The 20,185-nt window shown below is 35.2% G+C and carries 23 protein-coding genes and 1 pseudogene; 17 read left to right on the top strand and 7 right to left on the bottom strand.

What is annotated here, in order from left to right:
• Nucleotides 1-216 precede the first annotated feature (216 nt).
• The 9 genes and pseudogenes from AB6B24_RS08700 (at nt 217) to AB6B24_RS08660 (ending at nt 9,445) form a co-directional block, all read left to right on the top strand.
• Complete coding sequence (locus AB6B24_RS08700) at nt 217-1,113, top strand: helix-turn-helix domain-containing protein (RefSeq protein ID WP_311805738.1); 897 nt, start codon at nt 217-219, stop codon at nt 1,111-1,113.
• A gap of 40 nt (nt 1,114-1,153) precedes the next feature.
• Nucleotides 1,154-1,726 (top strand): CDP-diacylglycerol--glycerol-3-phosphate 3-phosphatidyltransferase, encoded by a 573-nt coding sequence (pgsA, locus tag AB6B24_RS08695; RefSeq protein ID WP_012898490.1) that lies wholly within the window; start codon nt 1,154-1,156, stop codon nt 1,724-1,726.
• 346 nt (nt 1,727-2,072) lie between these two features.
• On the top strand, nt 2,073-2,696 hold the full coding sequence (locus AB6B24_RS08690) for a hypothetical protein (protein WP_311805832.1): 624 nt from the start codon (nt 2,073-2,075) through the stop codon (nt 2,694-2,696).
• 312 nt (nt 2,697-3,008) lie between these two features.
• Nucleotides 3,009-4,301 (top strand): histidine--tRNA ligase, encoded by a 1,293-nt coding sequence (gene hisS / locus AB6B24_RS08685; RefSeq protein ID WP_012898483.1) that lies wholly within the window; start codon nt 3,009-3,011, stop codon nt 4,299-4,301.
• Between the two features lie 24 nt (nt 4,302-4,325).
• Nucleotides 4,326-4,689, top strand: a pseudogene (locus AB6B24_RS08680) (HIT family protein).
• 64 nt (nt 4,690-4,753) lie between these two features.
• Complete coding sequence (aspS, locus tag AB6B24_RS08675; protein WP_015427083.1) at nt 4,754-6,526, top strand: aspartate--tRNA ligase; 1,773 nt, start codon at nt 4,754-4,756, stop codon at nt 6,524-6,526.
• Nucleotides 6,507-7,436, top strand: a complete 930-nt coding sequence (locus AB6B24_RS08670) for a YitT family protein (protein WP_029344429.1) — start codon at nt 6,507-6,509, stop codon at nt 7,434-7,436. The genes aspS and AB6B24_RS08670 overlap by 20 nt, the downstream gene beginning before the upstream one ends.
• 99 nt (nt 7,437-7,535) lie before the next feature.
• Nucleotides 7,536-8,411, top strand: coding sequence for a YitT family protein (locus tag AB6B24_RS08665; RefSeq protein ID WP_058218986.1), 876 nt, complete (start codon nt 7,536-7,538; stop codon nt 8,409-8,411).
• 149 nt (nt 8,412-8,560) lie between these two features.
• Entirely contained in the window at nt 8,561-9,445 is an 885-nt protein-coding gene (locus AB6B24_RS08660) for a YitT family protein (protein WP_153242106.1), read from the top strand.
• Nucleotides 9,446-9,484: 39 nt separating this feature from the next.
• Here AB6B24_RS08660 and AB6B24_RS08655 read toward each other — a convergent pair whose 3' ends face one another.
• The 4 genes from AB6B24_RS08655 to hslO all read right to left on the bottom strand — a co-directional run bounded on the left by AB6B24_RS08655 (nt 9,485) and on the right by hslO (nt 12,385).
• A complete protein-coding gene (locus tag AB6B24_RS08655; protein ID WP_004254795.1) occupies nt 9,485-9,715 on the bottom strand; it encodes a hypothetical protein in 231 nt (76 codons plus the stop codon).
• A 95-nt stretch (nt 9,716-9,810) separates the two neighbouring features.
• Nucleotides 9,811-10,815: a tRNA dihydrouridine synthase DusB gene (gene dusB, locus AB6B24_RS08650; RefSeq protein ID WP_012898479.1), complete on the bottom strand. Its 1,005-nt coding sequence runs from the start codon at nt 10,813-10,815 to the stop codon at nt 9,811-9,813.
• Nucleotides 10,816-10,942: 127 nt separating this feature from the next.
• Nucleotides 10,943-11,464, bottom strand: a complete 522-nt coding sequence (locus tag AB6B24_RS08645; protein WP_311804208.1) for a dihydrofolate reductase family protein — start codon at nt 11,462-11,464, stop codon at nt 10,943-10,945.
• 54 nt (nt 11,465-11,518) lie between these two features.
• Nucleotides 11,519-12,385 (bottom strand): Hsp33 family molecular chaperone HslO, encoded by an 867-nt coding sequence (gene hslO / locus AB6B24_RS08640; protein ID WP_311804206.1) that lies wholly within the window; start codon nt 12,383-12,385, stop codon nt 11,519-11,521.
• Nucleotides 12,386-12,621: 236 nt separating this feature from the next.
• Here hslO and AB6B24_RS08635 point away from each other — a divergent pair, with 236 nt between their 5' ends.
• The 5 genes from AB6B24_RS08635 (at nt 12,622) to AB6B24_RS08615 (ending at nt 16,194) form a co-directional block, all read left to right on the top strand.
• Nucleotides 12,622-12,945, top strand: coding sequence for a DUF1801 domain-containing protein (locus AB6B24_RS08635; protein WP_311804204.1), 324 nt, complete (start codon nt 12,622-12,624; stop codon nt 12,943-12,945).
• Between the two features lie 95 nt (nt 12,946-13,040).
• A complete protein-coding gene (locus AB6B24_RS08630; RefSeq protein ID WP_012898476.1) occupies nt 13,041-13,292 on the top strand; it encodes a hypothetical protein in 252 nt (83 codons plus the stop codon).
• A gap of 79 nt (nt 13,293-13,371) precedes the next feature.
• Entirely contained in the window at nt 13,372-13,875 is a 504-nt protein-coding gene (locus tag AB6B24_RS08625; RefSeq protein WP_311804202.1) for a pyridoxamine 5'-phosphate oxidase family protein, read from the top strand.
• A gap of 134 nt (nt 13,876-14,009) precedes the next feature.
• Nucleotides 14,010-14,630 (top strand): cadmium resistance transporter, encoded by a 621-nt coding sequence (locus AB6B24_RS08620; RefSeq protein WP_103055121.1) that lies wholly within the window; start codon nt 14,010-14,012, stop codon nt 14,628-14,630.
• A gap of 271 nt (nt 14,631-14,901) precedes the next feature.
• Complete coding sequence (locus AB6B24_RS08615; protein WP_004254838.1) at nt 14,902-16,194, top strand: adenylosuccinate synthase; 1,293 nt, start codon at nt 14,902-14,904, stop codon at nt 16,192-16,194.
• A gap of 110 nt (nt 16,195-16,304) precedes the next feature.
• Here AB6B24_RS08615 and AB6B24_RS08610 read toward each other — a convergent pair whose 3' ends face one another.
• From AB6B24_RS08610 to AB6B24_RS08600, 3 genes are all read right to left on the bottom strand, one after another.
• On the bottom strand, nt 16,305-16,847 hold the full coding sequence (locus AB6B24_RS08610) for a PadR family transcriptional regulator (protein ID WP_047206851.1): 543 nt from the start codon (nt 16,845-16,847) through the stop codon (nt 16,305-16,307).
• A 202-nt stretch (nt 16,848-17,049) separates the two neighbouring features.
• Nucleotides 17,050-18,249, bottom strand: a complete 1,200-nt coding sequence (locus AB6B24_RS08605; RefSeq protein ID WP_369164487.1) for a tyrosine-type recombinase/integrase — start codon at nt 18,247-18,249, stop codon at nt 17,050-17,052.
• Between the two features lie 60 nt (nt 18,250-18,309).
• A complete protein-coding gene (locus AB6B24_RS08600; RefSeq protein WP_369164486.1) occupies nt 18,310-18,777 on the bottom strand; it encodes a helix-turn-helix domain-containing protein in 468 nt (155 codons plus the stop codon).
• A 527-nt stretch (nt 18,778-19,304) separates the two neighbouring features.
• On the opposite strand from AB6B24_RS08600, the gene AB6B24_RS08595 reads away from it, so the two are divergent.
• From AB6B24_RS08595 to AB6B24_RS08585, 3 genes are all read left to right on the top strand, one after another.
• On the top strand, nt 19,305-19,499 hold the full coding sequence (locus tag AB6B24_RS08595) for a DUF1655 domain-containing protein (RefSeq protein ID WP_369164485.1): 195 nt from the start codon (nt 19,305-19,307) through the stop codon (nt 19,497-19,499).
• Between the two features lie 4 nt (nt 19,500-19,503).
• Nucleotides 19,504-19,944 carry a hypothetical protein gene (locus AB6B24_RS08590; protein ID WP_369164483.1) on the top strand — a complete coding sequence of 147 codons (441 nt, stop codon included), beginning with the start codon at nt 19,504-19,506 and terminating at the stop codon, nt 19,942-19,944.
• Nucleotides 19,941-20,185: hypothetical protein (locus AB6B24_RS08585; RefSeq protein WP_369164482.1), on the top strand; the 245-nt coding region annotated here is incomplete at its 3' end. The genes AB6B24_RS08590 and AB6B24_RS08585, both read left to right, overlap by 4 nt.

Here is a 20,185-nt window from a genome sequence, read left to right as displayed (position 1 = left end):
TTAAGCATATCCGTAAGGGGCTAAAGTCCCAACGGCTATCCTTTGACAGAAATTCAAGCCTATTAAAATCTTTCTGTCAGTAAAATAAAAGTCGCTCAAAGTTTCAGTGAAACTTTGTCAGCGCAATTTCTAAGGCGAGATAGTAAAAATCTCCAAAATAAACAAAGAACAGTGATAATTAACAATCGATGTGCAGTACAAAAATGAAGGGAGGATATGTTGACAATCAAAACAATCGGACAAGTCTTAAAAGAAAAGCGGACATCGCTTGGACTTGATCTTTCTGAAGCAGAACAATTAACTCAAGTACAAAAATTATATATCGTAGCACTGGAGACAGATGACTATAAAGCCCTACCGGGTGACTTTTACATTAAAGCTTACCTCAAACAATATGCAGAAAAATTGGGGTTGAATGCAGATAGAATTATTCAAGCCTATGATGAAGGCAAAGGAATCACAGTTGAGGATAAAGAGGACATCCTAGAAAATTATCATTTTGTGAAACCGAGTGAGCGAGTAGAACCTGAGGAAGAAGTACCAAAAACATGGCGTCATTATGTACCAATTATTTCTTTATCAGCAGCGGCATTATTAATTGTAGTAGGTGTTTTTGCAGCGGTAATTATGAATAAACCAGAAACACCAGATTTAATAACCAATGATTATTCTTATTCAAAGAGTGAAGTTAGTACTTCTAAGTCTTCTACAAGCTCTACAAAACCATCAGAAAGTAGTACAAAAGCAAGTAGTAGTGCACCTGAACCAACAATTGCTATCTCAGGCTCAAGTTCGGCAATGATTGCCACAATTTCTAATATTTCTGACCCGATAAAAGTTGATTTTTCAGTTGCAGCAGGACGAACAATTTGGGTTGGCATGACGAATTCCAATGTTCCAGCAACTGGTCAAACATTATCTGATGGAGCCAATAGTCTGTCTGCTTTAGTGACAACAGGCGCAGAAAATTCAGTAATTACACTTGGAAGTGTTGAAGGGCTTACCATTACGGTTAATGGAAAAGCTCTTGATTTATCATCACTAACCACAACTGGACCAAATAAAATTACTTTACAAATTAATCGAACGACAAGCAATTCAGCTGCTCAATAAATAAAAGCTGAGGCTTATTTTAAGCTGCAAAAGGAGAACTATGAAAGAGAAATTACCCAATCAATTGACAATGGCAAGGATTTTTATGATTCCAATCTTTGTGATTTTATTTTATTTACCAGAAGGTGCACATTTTAACGGTTTTGTTTCACAAGACCATAGTTCAGTGATGTGGGTTATCGCAGCAATTGTATTTGCCGTAGCCTCATTTACTGACTGGCTTGATGGATATCTCGCCCGTAAATGGCACGTTGTCAGCAATTTTGGTAAATTTGCGGACCCTTTGGCCGATAAAATGCTCAATATGGTTGCCTTTGTTGTTCTAGTTGGACTTCATGTTGTTCCAATGTGGGCTGTTGCCATTATCATTTGCCGTGAGCTTGCGGTTACAGGATTGCGCCTCTTATTGGTTGAACAAGGTGGAGTTGTTATGGCGGCTGCAATGCCTGGTAAAATCAAAACTGCCACACAAATGTTGAGCGTCATTTTCCTTTTCATTGGAAATCCCTTGTATATAGGAACAATCCTCTTTTATGTTTGTGTCTTCTTTACCATTTATAGTGGCTATGACTATTTTGCTAAAAATATGCAAGTTTTTAGAAATGCTGATTAATCATTTCCAAATAGAAAATAAAAAAATCCAAGTAGAAATACTTGGATTTTTTTATTTGGAGTGCCAGATATGGCACGAATAAAAGAAGTCGAAAAATCAGCTGTTATAATGATTTTGAAAATAAAAAAGATAAAACTCGATTGTAAATTTAGCAACAAGTAAACTCCTGCAATAGTAGAGACAGATAGTTTTCAATTTTAAATAAACAACCAAAATGATTATTTGTGTAACCTAAACTAATATTTATTGGATAATCCAATTAGAAAGAGTGAGGAAAAAATTATGAAAAAAGGACTAAAGTTCATTCTTACAATATGAAGCACACAAATATGCGAATAATCAAGAAATAAAAGTTAAGATCCTTGAAGAAAATTTTGAAACTTTGAACTATAACAATGAGTGGCTTGAATTGCATTCGCAAGAAAGATTGACCAGACAATACACTGATTACCGTGTCTTAGAATTAACTGCTAAAGCTTGTCATCAAATATTAAATGAAGAAGAAGTAACAGAAATTGGAGATTTTTTATTTGGAATCGAGCTTTGGCTTGAATATAGTTTAGGAATTTTGGCTTTAAATGCTTGGCAACAACTCCCTTACTCTTTAGTTTATGCAATAATATCAGATATTAATTTACATGAGAAAGAATATAATGGAAAATTAATTTATCGTCGTCGTATTGTACAGACTGCCGGGCGATGTGCTATGACACTCATAAGTAGAGGGGAAACCCAAAAAGCAAGTGACTTATTATCAATGGTTCATCACTATGCAGGAGCACTTGATACACATGTCCAAGGACTTTATCGATTTGCTAGGGCTTATTTGGATTATAGGAATGGAAAAATAGAAGGTCAAAAAGAAATGCTTAGAGTGATTGCCTTATTTGACTTTTTAGAAGTTCCTAATAGTCGTGATTTTGCTCAAAAATATTATAATCGCCATGTTCTTAATTTAGAAGAATCATAGAAGTTAAAATATTTTCTAAATCCTACAAAAGTTGCTTGCTTTGGCTCACTTTTTGCGTTACAATAATAGAAAAGAGAGTGAGTGTTGGTGAAAGCTCATAGGGTTTGTGACAGTGTTTATCGGTGATAACGTTATAATCAATCTGAGGCTCTGATTTTCTAGGAGCAAATTTAGGTGGTACCGTGCAATGATGCACCCTAGAGCGAGAAGCTTTAGGGTGCTTTCTTATGTAAACGGTATCTTTGAAATAAATGTTCAAACCCAATGAATAATCATAAAGATTTTTACTCCCAGTTAACCGAAAGGAAAAAAATGAAACTTCAAAAACCAAAAGGAACAGCAGATTTACTGCCTGCTGAAACTGCAAAATGGCAGTACATCGAAGAAATTGCTCGTGGCGTTTTCAATGATTATAATTTCAAAGAAATTCGGACACCAATGTTTGAAAGCTATGAACTTTTTAGTCGTGCAACAGGTGAAACAAGTGATATTGTCACCAAAGAAATGTATGATTTTGAGGATAAAGGGGGACGTCATATTGCGCTTCGTCCAGAAGGAACTGCCTCAGCTGTTCGGGCTTATATTGAGAATAAACTCTATGCCCCTGAAGTAGTAAAACCAGTGAAGCTATGGTATGACGCACCAATGTTTCGTTATGAACGTCCACAATCAGGACGTTTACGTCAATTTCATCAATTTGGTGTAGAGTGTTTAGGAGTGAAAAATCCAGCAGTTGATGTAGAAATTATTGCAATGGCTGACACACTTTTCCGCCAGTTAGGAATTACTGGTCTTAAACTAGCTCTAAATACACTTGGAGATATGGAAAGTCGCATGGCTTACCGTCAAGCATTGATTGATTATTTGACTCCTTTTGAAAATCAACTTTCAGAAGATAGCCGTCGTCGTCTCAATGAAAATCCCTTACGCGTTTTGGATAGTAAAGAAGCAGAAGATATTGCAATTGTTAAAAATGCTCCAGCTATTTTAGACTATCTCAATGAAGCTTCAAAGGCTTATTTTGAAGAAGTGAAAGCCTTGCTTGAATCCTTACATATTGAGTACACTATTGACCCAAATATGGTTCGTGGTTTAGATTATTATAATGATACAATTTTTGAATTTATTGTTGATTTTGATGGCAAAGATTTGACCGTATGTGGTGGTGGACGTTATGATGGGTTAGTTGAATATTTCGACGGACCAGCAACTCCTGCCTTTGGTTTTGGTTTAGGAATTGAAAGACTTTTGATGATTGCTCAAAAACAAGAAATTAATTTCATTCCTGAAGAAACTTTGGATGTTTATATTGCTGTAATGGGCGAAAAAGCAAATCTTGAAGCAACAAAATTAGCTGAAAGCCTACGTGAACAGGCCTTTAAAGTCGAACGTGATTTCTCAAATCGAAAACTTGGAGCGCAATTTAAAACGGCTGAAAAATTGGGTGCTGAGTTGATTATTACACTTGGAGAAGATGAGATTCGCACAGGTCAAATCAAAGTGAAACATAATCAAACACGTAAACAAGTAGAAACAACACTTAAAGCTGTTCATGAATCATTTGCACCGATTTTTGAAGAGATTTATGCGGATGAAGAACTTTAAGTGACTTAAAGCAGGGGTGAATTGATGACGGATTGTCCATTTTGTCAGATGAAAGATACAATCTTTGAAAATGAATTGGCACAGGCATTTTATGACGCCTATCCAGTCAGTGAAGGTCATATGTTGATTAGGTCAAACAAGACATGTGTCTTCATATTTTGAGATGACCAAAGCTGAAAGAAAAGCAATTGAAGAACTTTTAGACTTATCAAAAGATAATTTAACTGATAAATTTCATGCCGAGGCCTACAATATTGGCATTAATGTTGGTAAAGCAGCTGGACAAACTGTTTTTCATTGTCATGTTCATCTAATACCGCGGCATCAGGGAGATGTAAAGAATCCAACCGGTGGTGTTCGTGGTGTCATACCTGAAAAAAAACTATAGATAATAAAAAGAAAGAGGAGTAAAATTTTACTTTGTGTACTAGAAGAGTAAAATTTACATTTATATGAAACGTACAAATTACGCGGGAAATATTACAGAAGAATACTTAAATCAAACGGTTACGGTTAAAGGCTGGGTAGCCAAACGCCGTAATCTTGGTGGATTAATTTTCATTGATTTACGTGACCGAGAAGGGATTGTTCAAATCGTTGTCAATCCTGAAACAGCAGCGGCTGATGTGGCTGAAGCAGCTGATAAAGCACGCAATGAATTTGTTCTTGAAGTGACAGGTAAAGTTGTTGAGCGCGCAAGCAAGAATGACAAAATTAAAACTGGTGGTATTGAAATTGAAGCGACTGCCATCGAAATTTTGTCTACTTCTAAAACAACACCTTTTGAAATTAAAGATGATGTTGAAGTTCTTGATGATACTCGTTTGAAATATCGTTATCTTGATTTACGTCGTCCAGAAATGCTTAAAAATATCACAATGCGTCATGCGACGACTCGTTCAATTCGTGAATATTTGGATGGAGCAGGATTCATTGATGTTGAAACACCGTTTTTAAATAAATCAACACCAGAAGGGGCGCGTGATTATCTTGTTCCATCTCGGGTTAATAAAGGTGAATTTTATGCTCTTCCACAATCACCACAATTAATGAAACAGCTTTTAATGACTGCTGGACTTGATCGTTATTATCAAATTGTTAAATGTTTCCGTGATGAAGATTTACGTGGTGACCGTCAGCCAGAATTCACACAAGTCGATTTAGAAACATCATTTTTGTCAGAAGAAGAGATTCAAGATTTGACAGAAGAGTTAATTGCTAAAGTCATGAAAGATGTGAAAGGAATTGATGTCACTTTACCTTTCCCACGTATGAAATATGATGATGCCATGAACTTTTATGGTTCTGACAAACCTGATACTCGTTTTGAATTGTTACTGACAGACTTGTCAGCACTTGCTAAAACAATTGATTTCAAAGTTTTCCAAGAAGCAGAAGTTGTTAAAGCGATTGTTGTCAAAGATGCTGCTGACAAATATTCTCGTAAGGCAATTGATAAATTGACAGAACAAGCCAAACAAAATGGGGCCAAAGGCCTTGCTTGGGTTAAATTTGAAAAAGGTGAATTTGCTGGTGGCGTTTCTAAATTCTTAGCAGAATCTACTGACAGCTTTGTTAATGAATTGAAATTGACTGACAATGACTTGGTACTCTTCGTTGCTGACAGTCTTGATGTAGCAAATTCAGCTCTTGGTGCGCTTCGTTTAACGATTGGTAAACAACAAGGATTGATTGATTTCCGTCAGTTCAATTTCCTTTGGGTCATTGATTGGCCTATGTTTGAGTGGTCAGATGAAGAAGAGCGTTATATGTCTGCTCACCATCCATTTACTTTACCAACGAAAGAAACACAAGCCTTTCTATCTGCTGACGGACATAGCAAAGATTCTGATTTGAAAAAAGTTCGTGCCCATGCTTATGATATTGTTTTAAATGGTTATGAACTTGGTGGAGGGTCATTAAGAATTAATACCCGCCAACTTCAAGAAGAAATGTTGAGCGCTCTTGGCTTTAAATTAGAAGATGCAAACGAACAATTTGGTTTCTTGCTTGAAGCACTTGATTATGGTTTCCCACCACATGGCGGTTTGGCGCTCGGTCTTGACCGTTTCGTAATGTTGCTTGCTGGAAAAGACAATATCCGTGAAGTAATTGCTTTCCCTAAAAATAACAAAGCCTCTGACCCAATGACACAGGCTCCATCCATAGTTGCTGAAAAACAACTGGAAGAATTGAGTATTAAACTTGCAAACAAAGATCAATAAAATTCTCGGCGGCCTTCTAGATAGAATTGGACTTTATCAAGTTTTAAAATCTATTGGCGCCGAAAAAATGGCAAATAAATTTTCGGCAGCAGTTGTTTATGCTGTCTTCTCATCATTCGCATTGAACTTTTTCTATCAGCCAGGACATGTGTATGCTTCTGGTGCGACGGGGGCAGCTCAGGTTGTTACTGAATTAGTAGCCAGAATAAGTGGTCATAATATCTTACCTATTTCTGCTTCTTTGATATTAGTAAATGCGCCACTTTTCATTCTTGCTTGGCGAGGAATAGGCAAACAGTTCACCGTTTATACAGTGATTACAGTTGTTATGAGTTCAGTTTTCATCCATTTTATTCCAGTGACGCCCTTAACTCATGAGCCAGTTATTAATGCTGTCTTTGGTGGGGCAATTATGGGATTTGGTGTTGGGAATGCAATGAAATCTGGGATTTCTTCTGGAGGGACTGATATCGTCAGCCTCTATATGCGTAAGAAAACAGGAAGAAGTGTTGGAACTTTGGCATTTCTGGTCAATGGTGTGATTATTTTTACAGCCGGAGTTCTTTTTGGCTGGGAATACATGCTCTATAGTTTAATTGCTATTTTCGTTAATTCTCGAGTACAAGATGCAATCTTTACAAGACAAAAACGTCTTCAAGTAATGATTGTAACTAAAAATCCGGAATTACTGACAAAGAAATTAGTGAATCGTTTTAAACATGGAGTAACCATTTTACATGACGCGGAAGGTGGCTATACACATACCAGTCAGACCGTCCTCATGACTGTCATTACAATGTATGAATATCAGGAATTCAAGGATATTATTCAAAAATATGACGAACATGCTTTTGTATCAATATCGGAGAATGTTCGAGTGCTTGGAAAATTTGCAGAAGTAGAAGATTAACTGCTTAGGTTTTACATTGAAAAAAGAAAGATAAAAGGGAGAAAGCCAAAAGGAGGACTTTCTCCCCTTATTATCTGAAAAAATAAAGGAGGAAATAAAATGAAAAGATTTGCACGAGTACATTTTTTGTACTTGCTTGCCATCGCAATTGGTACTGGAATTTATGCTTTTGGCTTTGTCGCCTTTAATATGGCGAATCACTTAGCTCAAGGAGGGGTCGCCGGACTTTCTTTGATTTCTTATGCTTTATGGCATATTGACCCTTCTTATGTTCAACTTTTAATCAACATTCCTCTTCTGATGATAGGTTATCGTTTTTTAGGAAGAAGAACCTTTATTTATACAATTTGGGGAATTGTGAGTTTAGCTGTTTGGATTTGGATTTTCCAAAGGGTCAGTTTTACAATTAATATTGGAAATGATACTCTAATAGCCGCTTTACTCGCCGGAGTCTTTTCAGGTTCAGGGATTGGATTGGTCTTTCGCTTTGGTGGAACAACAGGTGGGACAGATATTCTTGCTAAGTTATTTCAAATAAAAAAAGGAATTCCTGTTGGGCGAATGCTTTTTATCTTTGACTCTTGTATCTTGGCTCTATCTTTAAGTTATGTTGACCTTAAACATATGATGTATACTTTGATTGCCAGCTTTATTTCAATGCAAATGATTAATTTGATTCAAAATGGTGGTTATACAGTTCGAGGAATGCTTATCATCACAAATCATCATGTAGAAGTTGCTAAAACAATTATTGAAGAAATTGGTCGAAGCGCAACATATTTACACGGTGAAGGAGCCTATTCAGGAACTGAAAAAGAAGTGCTTTACGTTGTTCTTAACCCAAGTGAAATACAAGAAGTAAAACAAATTCTATCGGTAATTGACCCGAATGCCTTCGCTTCAGTCATCAATGTTCATGAAGTTGTGGGAGATTTCTCTCCTAAACGGGGTAGATTTAAAGATTTAAAAAAATAAAATAGCTCATTGAGCTATTTTTTTTTAGATACTTAAGTTAAAAAGGGAGAAGTTTTCAAAAGTTGACTAAATTCTAAATTTAAACTACAATAGATTTAAACGTCCTTGCCCTCGGCAAGGATATTTCATCGAAATTTTTGAGGAATATTATGAAAAAATTATCTAAGGTGCATTTTTTGCAACTTCTTGCTGTTACAATTGGTACAGCAATTTATGCCTTTGGTTTTGTTGAGTTTAACATGGGGAACCACTTGGCTGAAGGTGGGGTTGCTGGGCTTTCATTGATTGGTTATGCTCTATTGCATATTGACCCTTCTTATACCCAGCTTATCTTAAATATTCCACTTTTAATTCTTGGCTATCGCTTTCTTGGGCGCCGAACCTTTGTTTATACAATTTGGGGAATCGTGAGTCTTTCAATCTGGATGTGGATTTTCCAACGGATTCCAGTCGCAATTAATGTCGGACATGATTATTTAATCGCTGCTTTGCTCGCTGGTGTATTTGCCGGAACAGGAATTGGTTTAGTTTTCCGTTTTGGTGGAACGACTGGTGGGGCCGATATTATTGCCAAGCTTTTGCAGATTAAGGCTGGGGTCGCTGTTGGGCGAACTTTCTTTATCTTTGATGCTTGTGTGATGTTACTTTCATTAAGCTATATTGATTTACGCCATATGATGTACACTTTGATTGCAAGTTTTGTGGCAGCACAAGTAATTAATGTGGTTCAATCTGGTGGTTATACGGTTCGAGGAATGCTTATTATCACGAATAATCATGCTGAAATTGCTAAAGCAATTATTGAAGAAATCGGTCGTAGCGCGACTTATTTACATGGAGAAGGGGCTTACTCAGGAAATTCTAAAGAAATTTTATATGTTGTTTTAAACCCTGGAGAAATTCAAGAAGTAAAACAAATTTTGTCTATTCTTGACCCGAATGCTTTCACATCAATTATAAATGTTCATGAAGTCATTGGTGATTTCACTTATCCACGCAGTCGTTATAAAGTGGCTAAAAAAGGAAAAAAATAGCTCAAGAGAGCTATTTTTTATTTTTGTCAGTGAAATTAATTATCTTGAAAGACGTGCGCCTTCAATTTCACCGGTAGATTTGACTCCTTCAACAGAAAAGCTATCTGCATTGATTCCAGTTTTGATATTTTCCAACTGCTTAATTGTCTTATCTAACTGAATCAAGTTTTGAACATTGTATTCAAAAGTATAATTACTAATTTCTCGTTTTGCTTTCTTCAGGTGAATAATAGCTTTTTCGATTTCTTCAGTGGCTTTTGTTGTACGCATATAGAAAACCCTTTCTATTTTCGGAATTGTGTGAATATTTATTTCTATATTTATTATAACTAAAAAACCTGGAAATTTCCAGATTTCATATTGTTTTATTTGATTCCATTCACAAAATTATCGAGAATAGTGATAATTTCTGCTTGTGATTCTGCTTGATTGACAGCAACTTTTACCTTTGCTGCACGAGAAGCTCCTTTGAGGTAATATGCTGCGTGCTGACGAAATTCTCGACTAGCAAGATTATCACCTTTTAATTCGACGAGACGTGCCAAGTGAAGTTTTGCAATTTCCATTTTTTCCGCAACTGTTGGTTCAGGCAATAGTTCACCTGTTCGTAGATAATGCTCGGTACGATGAAGAATCCAAGGGTTTCCAAGGGCTGCTCTTCCCATCATGACCGCAGTGACGCCTGTTTCATCAATCATGCGTTTCGCGTCTTCAGGAGTCTTGACATCGCCATTTCCGATGACCGGAATATTGACATTTTCGGTCAATTTTTTGAGCCAGTGCCAATTTTCTTGAGCATTTCCTGTATAAGCTTGTGCTTTGGTTCGTGCATGCATAGAAACAGCCGCTCCGCCTCCCGCTTCAATTGCTTTAGCATTTTCAACAGCAAAAAGGTGGTCATCATCCCAACCAATTCGGATTTTCACTGTTAGTGGTCTTGAAATAGCTTTAGAAACAGCAGAGACCACATCATAAACTTTATCAGGATCAAGCAAAAGACGAGAACCGGCTTCGTTTTTAGTTACTTTGGGTACTGGGCAACCCATATTGATATCAATAATATCAGCAACAGTATTTGCTTCAACAAATTTGGCTGCTTCAACCAGAGTATCTACTTCACCCCCAAAAATTTGCATTGAGAGTGGATGAGGGACCCCTTCAAAATCCATCATTTCCAAAGTCTTTTTGTTGCGATGTTCAATTCCTTTATCAGAAATCATTTCAGTTACAACAAGTCCAGCTCCAAATTCTTTAGCAGTAGTCAGAAAAGCTTTATTCGTAATTCCGGCCATTGGTGCTAACACAATTTTATTTTTTATTTCGATATCGCCAATTTTCCACGATTCGTTGTAAATTTTGTCCATAGTCATAAAGAATATTATAGCAATTTTTTGAGATTTCACAAGGTTTTAAGGCTTAAAAAGTTACTGACAGTTCTGTCAGTGAATCCTGTCAGTAATTTTTACTGACAAAAAATACTGACAAAATTGTCAGTATCTATTTTTTTACTAAATAATGTAATTCAACAAATTGTCCGTAAGTTTTTGTGTCAATCAGTTGGAGTTTCTCTTTGTAATTTCCTGACGGAAAAAGTGGAATTCCTTCTCCTAGTAAAACTGGGGCAATGGTAACTTGTAATTCATCAACCCAGTGATTTTTAAGAAAAAGTTTGATGACTTCTCCACCGCCAACAACCCAGATATTTTTGTCAGTATCCGCAAAATTTACTGACAGTTCTGTCAGTTTTTCTTTGTCAATAAAAACGATATTGTCAGTAGAAGAAATTTCTTGATGAGTTAAAATATAAGAAGTTTTGTCAGAATAAGGCCACTGACCGGCTTGCTCTTTTTCTAACCAATCATAAGTCTTTTTCCCCATAATGATTGTATCAATACCACTATAAAAAGCACCATAGCCGTTATCACCCTCACCCTCAACATCAAAAAGCCATTGGAGACTTTCTTCTTTGGTGGCAATATAGCCGTCTATTGTAGAAGCAATAAAAAGTTTTACAGTCATTTTTCTCAATTCTATTTACTGACAGAATTTCTGTCAGTAAAATAATTAGTTATTTTACTTAAGGAGTACTTTTAATTCATCTTCAGAATACTCATATTTATTTTCACAGAATTGACAAACAATTTCAGCACCATGGTCCTCGGCTATCATTTCCTCAATTGGTTCTCTTCCTAAAGATTTAATACCTTCAAGGAAACGTTCCTTACTACAATCACATTTGAATTCCAAAGGAAATTCACCAAGATTTTTGTATTCCATATCGCCATAAATATTGTCTAACATCGTTTTTAATGGTTCTTCAATGGTCAGCATTGTTGCAATTGAAGGCATACTTTTGATATTATGTTCAATTTCGGTAATTTCTTCGTCAGTAGCATCTGGCAAAGCTTGCAACATGAATCCACCAGCAATTTTGACTGTATCTGAGTCCTCGTTAAGTAAAACATTCACACCAACAGAAGAGGGAGTTTGTTCTGAACTTAAAAAATACCAAGCTAAGTCTTCGCCAATTTCACCAGTAATTAAATCAACTTGACCACTATAAGGTTGTTTAAGTCCCATGTCTTTGACCACAACTAAAAAGCCATTACCAACAAAAGGAGCAACTAATACTTCACCAGTTGAAGCTTTTTTATAGTCGAGTTCACGATTTTTGACATAACCTTTGACATGGCCGCGGCTGTCAGCGACTGCGATGATTGGGCCCATTGCTCCATCACCCAGAACTTTAACTGTAATTTTAGTATCACCTTTTTCATTAGCTCCTAAAATTTGTCCAGCAATCAATGTACGACCTAAGGCAACCGTCGAGGTTGGCCATGTTTGATGGCGTTCCTGTGCTTCTTTCACAGTTAGGGTTGAATCCAAAGCAAAAGCTCTGAAATGCCCATTTTTTGAGATTGATTTGATAATTTTATCCATGAGTCTATTGTACCACAAGACCCTAACTGACCTCAATAGAACAAAAAAATTGTCAATCAATAAATGATATAAAAGCAAGAAAAAATATCAGATTTTCCATTGATGTTTGAGAAATCTTAAAAGAGTTTGTTAAGAATAAAGGATTTTGATAAACTAATAGCAGTAAATAATTTTTTTTGAACATATTATTACTAAAAACAACAAAAAAATGATAATGAAGATGAGAGAGGCCTGCTATGGAATTTGAAGATTATTTTAAAAATGATGAGTTAATGAACATTGTCAGAGAAACTGTAAAATTGGTCTTTCCTGAAGCACAAGAACGGATTTCCTACGGAATGCCTGCATGGTTTAAGGATAAGAATGTCCTCATTTATGCAAGTTCTCAAAAAAAGCACTTAGGAATATATCCAAAACCAAACTTCATTGAAAATAATAGTGCGTCTCTTAAAGGACAATATGAATGTAGTAAAGGGACCATAAAAGTTCCTTATGATGTTGAAACCAATGAACTCAAACGCTTGGTTAGTGAAATTGTAAAATGGAACTTGGATCATTAAATTTAACTGGTGTTTTGATAATAAACTATAAAAATTATTTGTATTTGTAAATTTATGTATCCTGAAACCAATTATTAAAAGAAAGAATGTGAATTATGCGAACTGTACCACTTGGGCCAATATTAATATTTATTGCTTTTTTTATATTAATTTATATAGGACTAGTCATAGCGATTATTTTAACTGCTTTTATCAATGCAGTTCGTAAAAATGAAAATGGAGATGAATCATTTTTAGATAGATTTGAACGTCTTAATAAAGAATATTTTTATACGATGTTTAAGAAAGGTTACAAGCCTAAAAAAGAAGCTTTGCCCGAATGGATTCGTTGGATAAGTAAGCCCTGAGAATGGTATTTTAAAATAATCATATGTAAAAATTTAATATAAATTAATTGTACAAATACAGAAGTAAAGGATAATAACAATGGATATGAGAAGAGCTAAAAGACAGGTCACAGATATTGAGCTAATTAAAAAACTGATTGAAGAAGTACAAGTCGTTCGTCTGGCCATAAATGGAGAAATTTACCCCTATGTAGTACCAGTAAATTTTGGCTATTCTTGGGATAATAATGATCAACTAACATTGTATATTCACGGAGCAAAAGAAGGAAAGAAAGTATCAATGCTAGAAAAAAATCCTTTAGTTGCTATCGAAATGGATAGTCATCATAAGCTAATTGAAGGAAATAAAAATGCTTCAACTTATTCTTATGCCTATCAAAGTTTGATTGGCTTTGGAAAAGCAGAAATACTAGAAAATTTGGACGAAAAGAGGGCGGCATTGGAGCTTTTAATGGAGCATGCAGCAAAAGGAAAAGAATACGACCCCATGCCAGAAAAAATGTTAGAGCGAGTTGGAGTAATAAAAATTGAATTGGATTCATATACTGTAAAACAAAATATCCATCCTGAGGGAAAAAAATAAGAGATTAATGATAGCAAGAGCTCTACTAATATAGATAAGTATTCCTTTTATTAAACCAAAATCCTTTGATTATAGCTTTCCATTTAGTAAAATAATGAAAAAGCTCATCCTCAATAGCTTTGAGAGGTTAGAAAATGGTTAATATGTTTTCAGTTATAATAAATTCAACGGTTATCTACTGGGCAACAGCCCTAGATTTACTTATATTACTAGCAATATTATATGTTCGTTTTGATAAAAAAAGTCATTTATCTATTACTTTGGGACAAATAATTGGTTCTTTTGCACTTGTATTGGTCAGTTTATTTTTTGCGGTCATCCTAAAACTTGTTCCAGAAGAGTGGATTTTGGGCTTACTGGGCCTGATTCCTTTAGGACTAGGAATAAAATATTTATTCTTTGGGGATGATGATGACGATGAAGAATTAGATGAATTGCTACAAAAAAGGAAAAATAAAAGCTTGCTTGGAACTGTTATTATCATTTCTTTTGCGAGTTGTGGAGCGGATAATATTGCTTTGTTTACTCCATTTTTTATGACACTGTCAGCAAATAATTTGCTATTATCTATAATAATTTTTGCCTTAAACATATTAATTTTAGGGCTTCTTGGAAAAACAATTGCAAAAATTCCTCACCTTCATGACGTTTTAGAAAAATATAGCCGTTGGATTCTTGCTTTTGTTTATATAATAATTGGAATAATGGTTTTACTAGAAAGTGGAACAGTCTCCAAAATTCTCAGTTTTTTGTAAAACATATTTAAAGATTAAAAAAGTTCCGTATTTCCGAACGATAATTTAGATTTAATCAAAAGCATCAGGATTTTTTAAGTAAATCTTGATGTTTTTTGATAAAATAAAAAATAGTGCGATAGGAGCTTTCAAGAAATGATTTATCTTTTACTTTTGATAAATTAGTTCAAAAGTTGAAGAAGTTTTTTAGAAATGCCAGCCAAGCGAACTTGGAGCGTGCAAAATATTTTAAGAAAAGTGGATAGTCAAAACTATCCAAAAGGAGAATATTATGCCATCAGTAGTAGTTGTCGGAACGCAATGGGGAGATGAAGGAAAAGGTAAAATTACAGATTTCCTAAGCTCAAATGCAGAAGTTATTGCCCGTTATCAAGGGGGAGACAATGCAGGTCATACCATCGTCATCGACGGCAAGAAGTTCAAACTTCACCTCATTCCATCAGGAATTTTCTTTCCTGAAAAGATTTCCGTTATTGGGAATGGTGTCGTTGTTAACCCAAAATCACTGATTGAAGAAATCGCTTATCTCGCTGAAAATGGAGTTTCTGCAGAGAGCTTACGTATTTCAGACCGTGCACATGTTATCTTGCCTTACCATAAAAAATTAGACTTCCTTCAAGAAGAAGCCAAAGGCGATAAGAAGATTGGGACAACCATTAAAGGGATTGGCCCAGCCTATATGGATAAAGCAGCTCGTGTCGGAATTCGTGTTGCAGACTTACTTGACAAAGAAATCTTTGAGGAACGTTTACGTACAAACCTTGAAGCCAAAAACCGTGAATTTGTAAAAATGTATGATTCAGAACCAATCGAATTTGAAGAAATTTTTGAAGAATACTATGAATACGGTCAACAACTTAAAAAATATGTGACAGATACTTCAGTTATCTTGAATGATGCCCTTGATGCAGGAAAACGTGTCCTTTTTGAAGGTGCGCAAGGGGTAATGCTTGATATTGACCAAGGAACATATCCATTTGTAACTTCATCAAACCCAGTAGCAGGTGGGGTAACGATTGGCTCTGGTGTGGGTCCATCAAAAATTTCAAAAGTTGTCGGTGTTTGTAAAGCCTATACTTCACGTGTGGGTGATGGTCCATTCCCAACAGAACTTTTTGATGAAGTTGGACATCAAATTCGTGAAGTAGGACATGAATATGGAACAACAACAGGACGTCCACGTCGTGTTGGTTGGTTTGACTCAGTCGTAATGCGTCATGCAAAACGTGTTTCTGGCTTGACAAATCTTAGCTTGAATTCAATTGACGTTCTCTCAGGACTTGAAACAGTAAAAATTTGTGTTGCTTACGAACGTAGTAATGGTGAACAAATTACTCATTATCCAGCATCACTTAAAGAATTAGCAGATTGCAAACCAATCTATGAAGAATTGCCAGGATGGTCTGAAGATATTACTTCATGCCGAACTTTAGAAGAGTTACCAGAAGCTGCTCGTAACTATGTTCGTCGTGTTGGTGAACTAGTTGGCGTACGTATCTCGACTTTCTCAGTAGGTCCTGGTCGTGAACAAACTAATGTTTTAGAATCAGTTTGGGGCGTATAAAATAAAAAAGTCAGAGTTTATTCTGGCTTTTTTTGTTGATCGGAAATATTATCTATCCACGTAATAAAAAACACACCTTATTACTTTTTAGTAAGAAGGTGTGTTTTTTATTAATTCTTAAGTTCTTCAAGTAATGATTGAAGCCAATCTTTTTTAAAAGTTTCTCTTTGAATAGCAAAATCTAGAACCAGATAGTGGCCACTTTTTTTATTTTTTTCATCCTCACCAAAGAGGTCTTTTTGACGTTTAATCAGATATTCCAGTTTTTTCTGGTGGACAATACTTTCTTCTTCAATTAGTTTTTGGAGATTTTCTTCATTTTTGTCATCAAGAAAATAAAGGCGGAGCATGAATTCATCTTTTTGAATTGGATAGCGGTCAACAGGGTGTTTTAACCACTCGTTAAATAGTTCGATTCCTTTTGGAGTAATTTGATAGGTTTTTTTCTCTAACTTTTCACCTACAATGTGTACATCAAAAGTAACGGCTTGATCGTTTAATAATACTCTAAGTGAAGGATAAATTTGCCCTGTGTTGGCTTGCCAAAATTCACCGACTTCACTTTCAAACTTTTTCTTAAGGTCATAACCACTTAATGGTTCGGTCTTTAAAAGTCCAAGTATAATATAAGATAATTTATCTCTATGGCTCATATTTTTTCTCCTTTATTTCCATGATACACAAAAAATAGTAAATTGTAAATTTTTGATGTAGAATTTAAACTTCATTTTTAAAAAACTGTCTATTTTATTATATTATATACACGGATTAGTCTCAAGCCTTTGATATTAAAAGGTTTGAGTTTTTTTTTTTATCTAAGAATAGAATTAACAGAGTTTTTAACAGAGTTCTATTTTAAAAGTTGGCATACTTAGTAAATAGTTCAAGCTCTTTATTCTTCTTTTCGGGCTCAAGATGTGAGTATAGGTCCATAGTCAATTGCAACTTTGAATGACCTAGCCTTTCTTGAATCACTTTATAACTCATTCCAGCATTTAAACAAAGGCTAGCATGTGAATGCCTGAATCCATGAAAGCTCAACAACGGCAGTTCAGCATCTTTGATTATATTATTCAGCTTGTAGATAAGGTTGTGATAATCCATCACTCCACCTTCTATTTTTGGAAATACTAGGTTTTGTTGTGGATTTCCTAACTTCATAAAGTGTTTCTTTTGAAAGAAGTACCAGCTTTTTAATACAGAAATTGCCTTATCGTCAATGGTAATAATTCGATTGCTTTTATTGCTTTTTGGTGTATCTTGAATTTGAAATCGTCTGACTGTGGTTTTGCTGACAGATACAGTCTGGTTTTCAAAGTTAATATCAGACCATGATAAGGCCATAGCTTCGCCAATACGCAAGCCCGATGCCACAAGCAAGCGTAGAAGAGCTTTAAAGTATTCATTTGACCACTGGCCACTCTTTAGAGATTCAAGGTAATTAAAGAGTTTTGCTAATTCTGATTTTTTGTAAAACTTTATCTCTTTTTTTGCTTGTTCCACCTTTACTTGTGGCACAATCACTGACTGACACGGATTAGCCTCAATGATTCCAAGTGAAAGTGCATGTTGAAATATGCGATTGATGATATTGAACTGCAGTTTATATCGTTTAGCTTGTCCAGTAGTACGCTTTTGCCTCCCATTAAGAGGAGCAGCGGCACTTTTTCCCCAATTGATAACTTGCTGCTGTATTTGTGCTGTGGTAATCTTGGTGATTCTCTTACTACCAAAAGCTGGCAAAGTATAATTATCGAGATTTGATCTCATTTGGTCAATAGAACCTATCTTACGTTGCAGCTTATAAAGTTCAAAAAAGCTCTCAGCAACCTCTCCAAAAGTTTCGAGTGATTCTTTACCTTTGGTGTTACCATTCTTTTTAAAATTATTTTTCAGGCGTTCAAGTTCATTCTTGACGCCTGTTTTTGTACGTCCTCTGATGTCTGTTTTAACTTGCTTACCTGTCAGCACATCAGTACCGATATAAGCGCCACGGAGAATATAACGCACCTCTCCGCCTTTTGTTTTGTATTCTTTTATATTTAGTTTGTTCATGTTGATTTGTCCTTCTAGCACCGCCCAGTACGCAAAAGTCAAAACATGAAATTATTTAAATTAAGACGAGGGTTTATCATTATCAATAAAAATAATTTTTCCATTTTCTGCTTTAAATGTTCTGTCAATTAATCCTGATTTTAAGGCCATGCTTTTTGTAAAAAAAATTCTATCTTCGTTATCAAGTAAAGAATAGGCAGAGACTATATTAGTCAAATTATCATAATCTTGTTCTGAAAAATTTGTTCTTAGTTCATTAAAAAACTTTGTAAAGCGTTCATTACCAAGCTCCATTATAAAATTTGCCAATGAAATTATTTTCTCCTCTTTTTGTAAACCTAGGAGATACGCCTTATCTACGTCTAAAAATTCGGATAATTTATCAATGACATCTTGCTTTGGTTCTCTTTTACCATTTTCCCATTCTACAATAGTAGTTTTAGAGACCCCCATTTTTTCAGCCAAGTCCTGCATTGTCAAGTTATTTTTTTTTCTCTGTTTTTTGATTCTATCTGCTGTAAGTGACATATTTGTTTCCTCTCTTTATATAAATTATATCAGAAAAACAAAGAAAAGATAGTTAAAGGACTGCTTTTCATTTCTTTTTTATTGACAAGGATTGAAAAACAGTATATAATATACTCAAAGGATTGAAAAACAATCCTAAAAATAGAAAGGATACCTATCCAATATGAAGATATGGACAAATGAACAAGCTAAATCTCTCAGAGAAAGACGAGCAGGGATGAAACTAACTCAGATCGAAACATGTAAACTGATTGGAATTGGGGAAAAAACTTTGCGCAGCCTTGAAACAGGACCTTGTCAAGTTAAGCAAAGTATCTATATTAAAGTTCTCGAATTCATTTCAAGAGTATGCTGATAATTTTAAAATGTAAAAAATAAAAAAAGCGCACCGCCCAGTACGCAAAATTGAGAACACAAAAAAATCCCAAAAGTTTGGAGACCGGCGGGATTTTAAACAATATGAGTAGAGCGGCTTAAATAAAGCTTTTCTACTCTCTATTTTACACTAAAAAGAGAGGTTACACAAGATGAAAAAACCAGTAAACAAGGAAACTTATATCCTAGACGATTCTATCGCTTTTGAACTTATGGACTTGTTAAAAGCCAAAGCAAGACTCTTTATCCAACTTAATGAGTATGTCTACCGCTTGTTTGACGGTCAAAATGTAGTGACTTTCACAACTTTAGAAAACGATATTCAAGTAGAAATGGTTAAGGGGTAAGAAAATGGCAACAATAGACGAAAAATTGAATGTACGTGCAGAAATCGAACAAGCAGTCGCAAAGCAATGCGATTATACAGAATTTAACCCAGTATTTGAAGATTTGTTTTTCTCTCTTAACCGGCTTGAAGAACGAGACGGTTTAAAGTTAGAAAAATACGACATCTATAAAGCGTTAATGACCGCTTATAGCGTGGGATTTAATCGTGGTAAAAAAGCTCACAAACCTACAAAATGGCTTGAAAAAGAAACCGAAGAATTTGAAAATTATTGGCAACTTTATAACACTGTGAAAAATCAGGCTATAAAAGATATATCAGGCGGAAGCGCGGCAAGACACTGCCGTGAATTTAATTCACTCGTAACTCGAAGAATGTACGAAGCAGGAATGTCAGAAGAAAAGAAAAACTGGACTTCTTGGGATAAACAAGGAGGCATGGCATGAGTATTTTATCAATTGAAGCAGAGCATGAGCTGACTCAATCAGTATTAAGCCATGTTGATAAGTTAGTTGAAGCAAGAGTTGAACAAAGTCGTGAGTTTCCATATAAGAAAAAAGCTGATTTAAAACGTGAACTCTCAATTAATGAAGCTTATTATAAGAAGCTGGTTGTTGCTGGACTTCGTGAAGTTATCCTTGAAGAAGGAGATAAAACGGTTTGGGTCTCAAAGAAACAACTTGAGCA

This window comes from Lactococcus sp. AK05, from assembly GCF_041026685.1.
Lineage (GTDB): Bacteria > Bacillota > Bacilli > Lactobacillales > Streptococcaceae > Lactococcus > Lactococcus lactis.
This window is presented reverse-complemented; position numbering and strand designations above follow the sequence as displayed.

Excerpts from the sequence above, each read along its gene's own strand:
- AB6B24_RS08620 (WP_103055121.1), top strand. The coding sequence starts at position 14,010 with ATGGTTAATATGTTTTCAGTTATAATAAATTCAACGGTTATCTACTGG.
- AB6B24_RS08595 (WP_369164485.1), top strand. The coding sequence starts at position 19,305 with ATGAAAAAACCAGTAAACAAGGAAACTTATATCCTAGACGATTCTATC.
- AB6B24_RS08625 (WP_311804202.1), top strand. The coding sequence starts at position 13,372 with ATGGATATGAGAAGAGCTAAAAGACAGGTCACAGATATTGAGCTAATT.
- AB6B24_RS08635 (WP_311804204.1), top strand. The coding sequence starts at position 12,622 with ATGGAATTTGAAGATTATTTTAAAAATGATGAGTTAATGAACATTGTC.
- AB6B24_RS08605 (WP_369164487.1), bottom strand. The coding sequence starts at position 18,249 with ATGAACAAACTAAATATAAAAGAATACAAAACAAAAGGCGGAGAGGTG.
- hisS (WP_012898483.1), top strand. The coding sequence starts at position 3,009 with ATGAAACTTCAAAAACCAAAAGGAACAGCAGATTTACTGCCTGCTGAA.
- AB6B24_RS08700 (WP_311805738.1), top strand. The coding sequence starts at position 217 with ATGTTGACAATCAAAACAATCGGACAAGTCTTAAAAGAAAAGCGGACA.
- AB6B24_RS08660 (WP_153242106.1), top strand. The coding sequence starts at position 8,561 with ATGAAAAAATTATCTAAGGTGCATTTTTTGCAACTTCTTGCTGTTACA.
- AB6B24_RS08645 (WP_311804208.1), bottom strand. The coding sequence starts at position 11,464 with ATGACTGTAAAACTTTTTATTGCTTCTACAATAGACGGCTATATTGCC.
- AB6B24_RS08615 (WP_004254838.1), top strand. The coding sequence starts at position 14,902 with ATGCCATCAGTAGTAGTTGTCGGAACGCAATGGGGAGATGAAGGAAAA.
- AB6B24_RS08665 (WP_058218986.1), top strand. The coding sequence starts at position 7,536 with ATGAAAAGATTTGCACGAGTACATTTTTTGTACTTGCTTGCCATCGCA.
- dusB (WP_012898479.1), bottom strand. The coding sequence starts at position 10,815 with ATGACTATGGACAAAATTTACAACGAATCGTGGAAAATTGGCGATATC.
- hslO (WP_311804206.1), bottom strand. The coding sequence starts at position 12,385 with ATGGATAAAATTATCAAATCAATCTCAAAAAATGGGCATTTCAGAGCT.
- pgsA (WP_012898490.1), top strand. The coding sequence starts at position 1,154 with ATGAAAGAGAAATTACCCAATCAATTGACAATGGCAAGGATTTTTATG.
- AB6B24_RS08590 (WP_369164483.1), top strand. The coding sequence starts at position 19,504 with ATGGCAACAATAGACGAAAAATTGAATGTACGTGCAGAAATCGAACAA.
- aspS (WP_015427083.1), top strand. The coding sequence starts at position 4,754 with ATGAAACGTACAAATTACGCGGGAAATATTACAGAAGAATACTTAAAT.
- AB6B24_RS08600 (WP_369164486.1), bottom strand. The coding sequence starts at position 18,777 with ATGTCACTTACAGCAGATAGAATCAAAAAACAGAGAAAAAAAAATAAC.
- AB6B24_RS08610 (WP_047206851.1), bottom strand. The coding sequence starts at position 16,847 with ATGAGCCATAGAGATAAATTATCTTATATTATACTTGGACTTTTAAAG.
- AB6B24_RS08655 (WP_004254795.1), bottom strand. The coding sequence starts at position 9,715 with ATGCGTACAACAAAAGCCACTGAAGAAATCGAAAAAGCTATTATTCAC.
- AB6B24_RS08630 (WP_012898476.1), top strand. The coding sequence starts at position 13,041 with ATGCGAACTGTACCACTTGGGCCAATATTAATATTTATTGCTTTTTTT.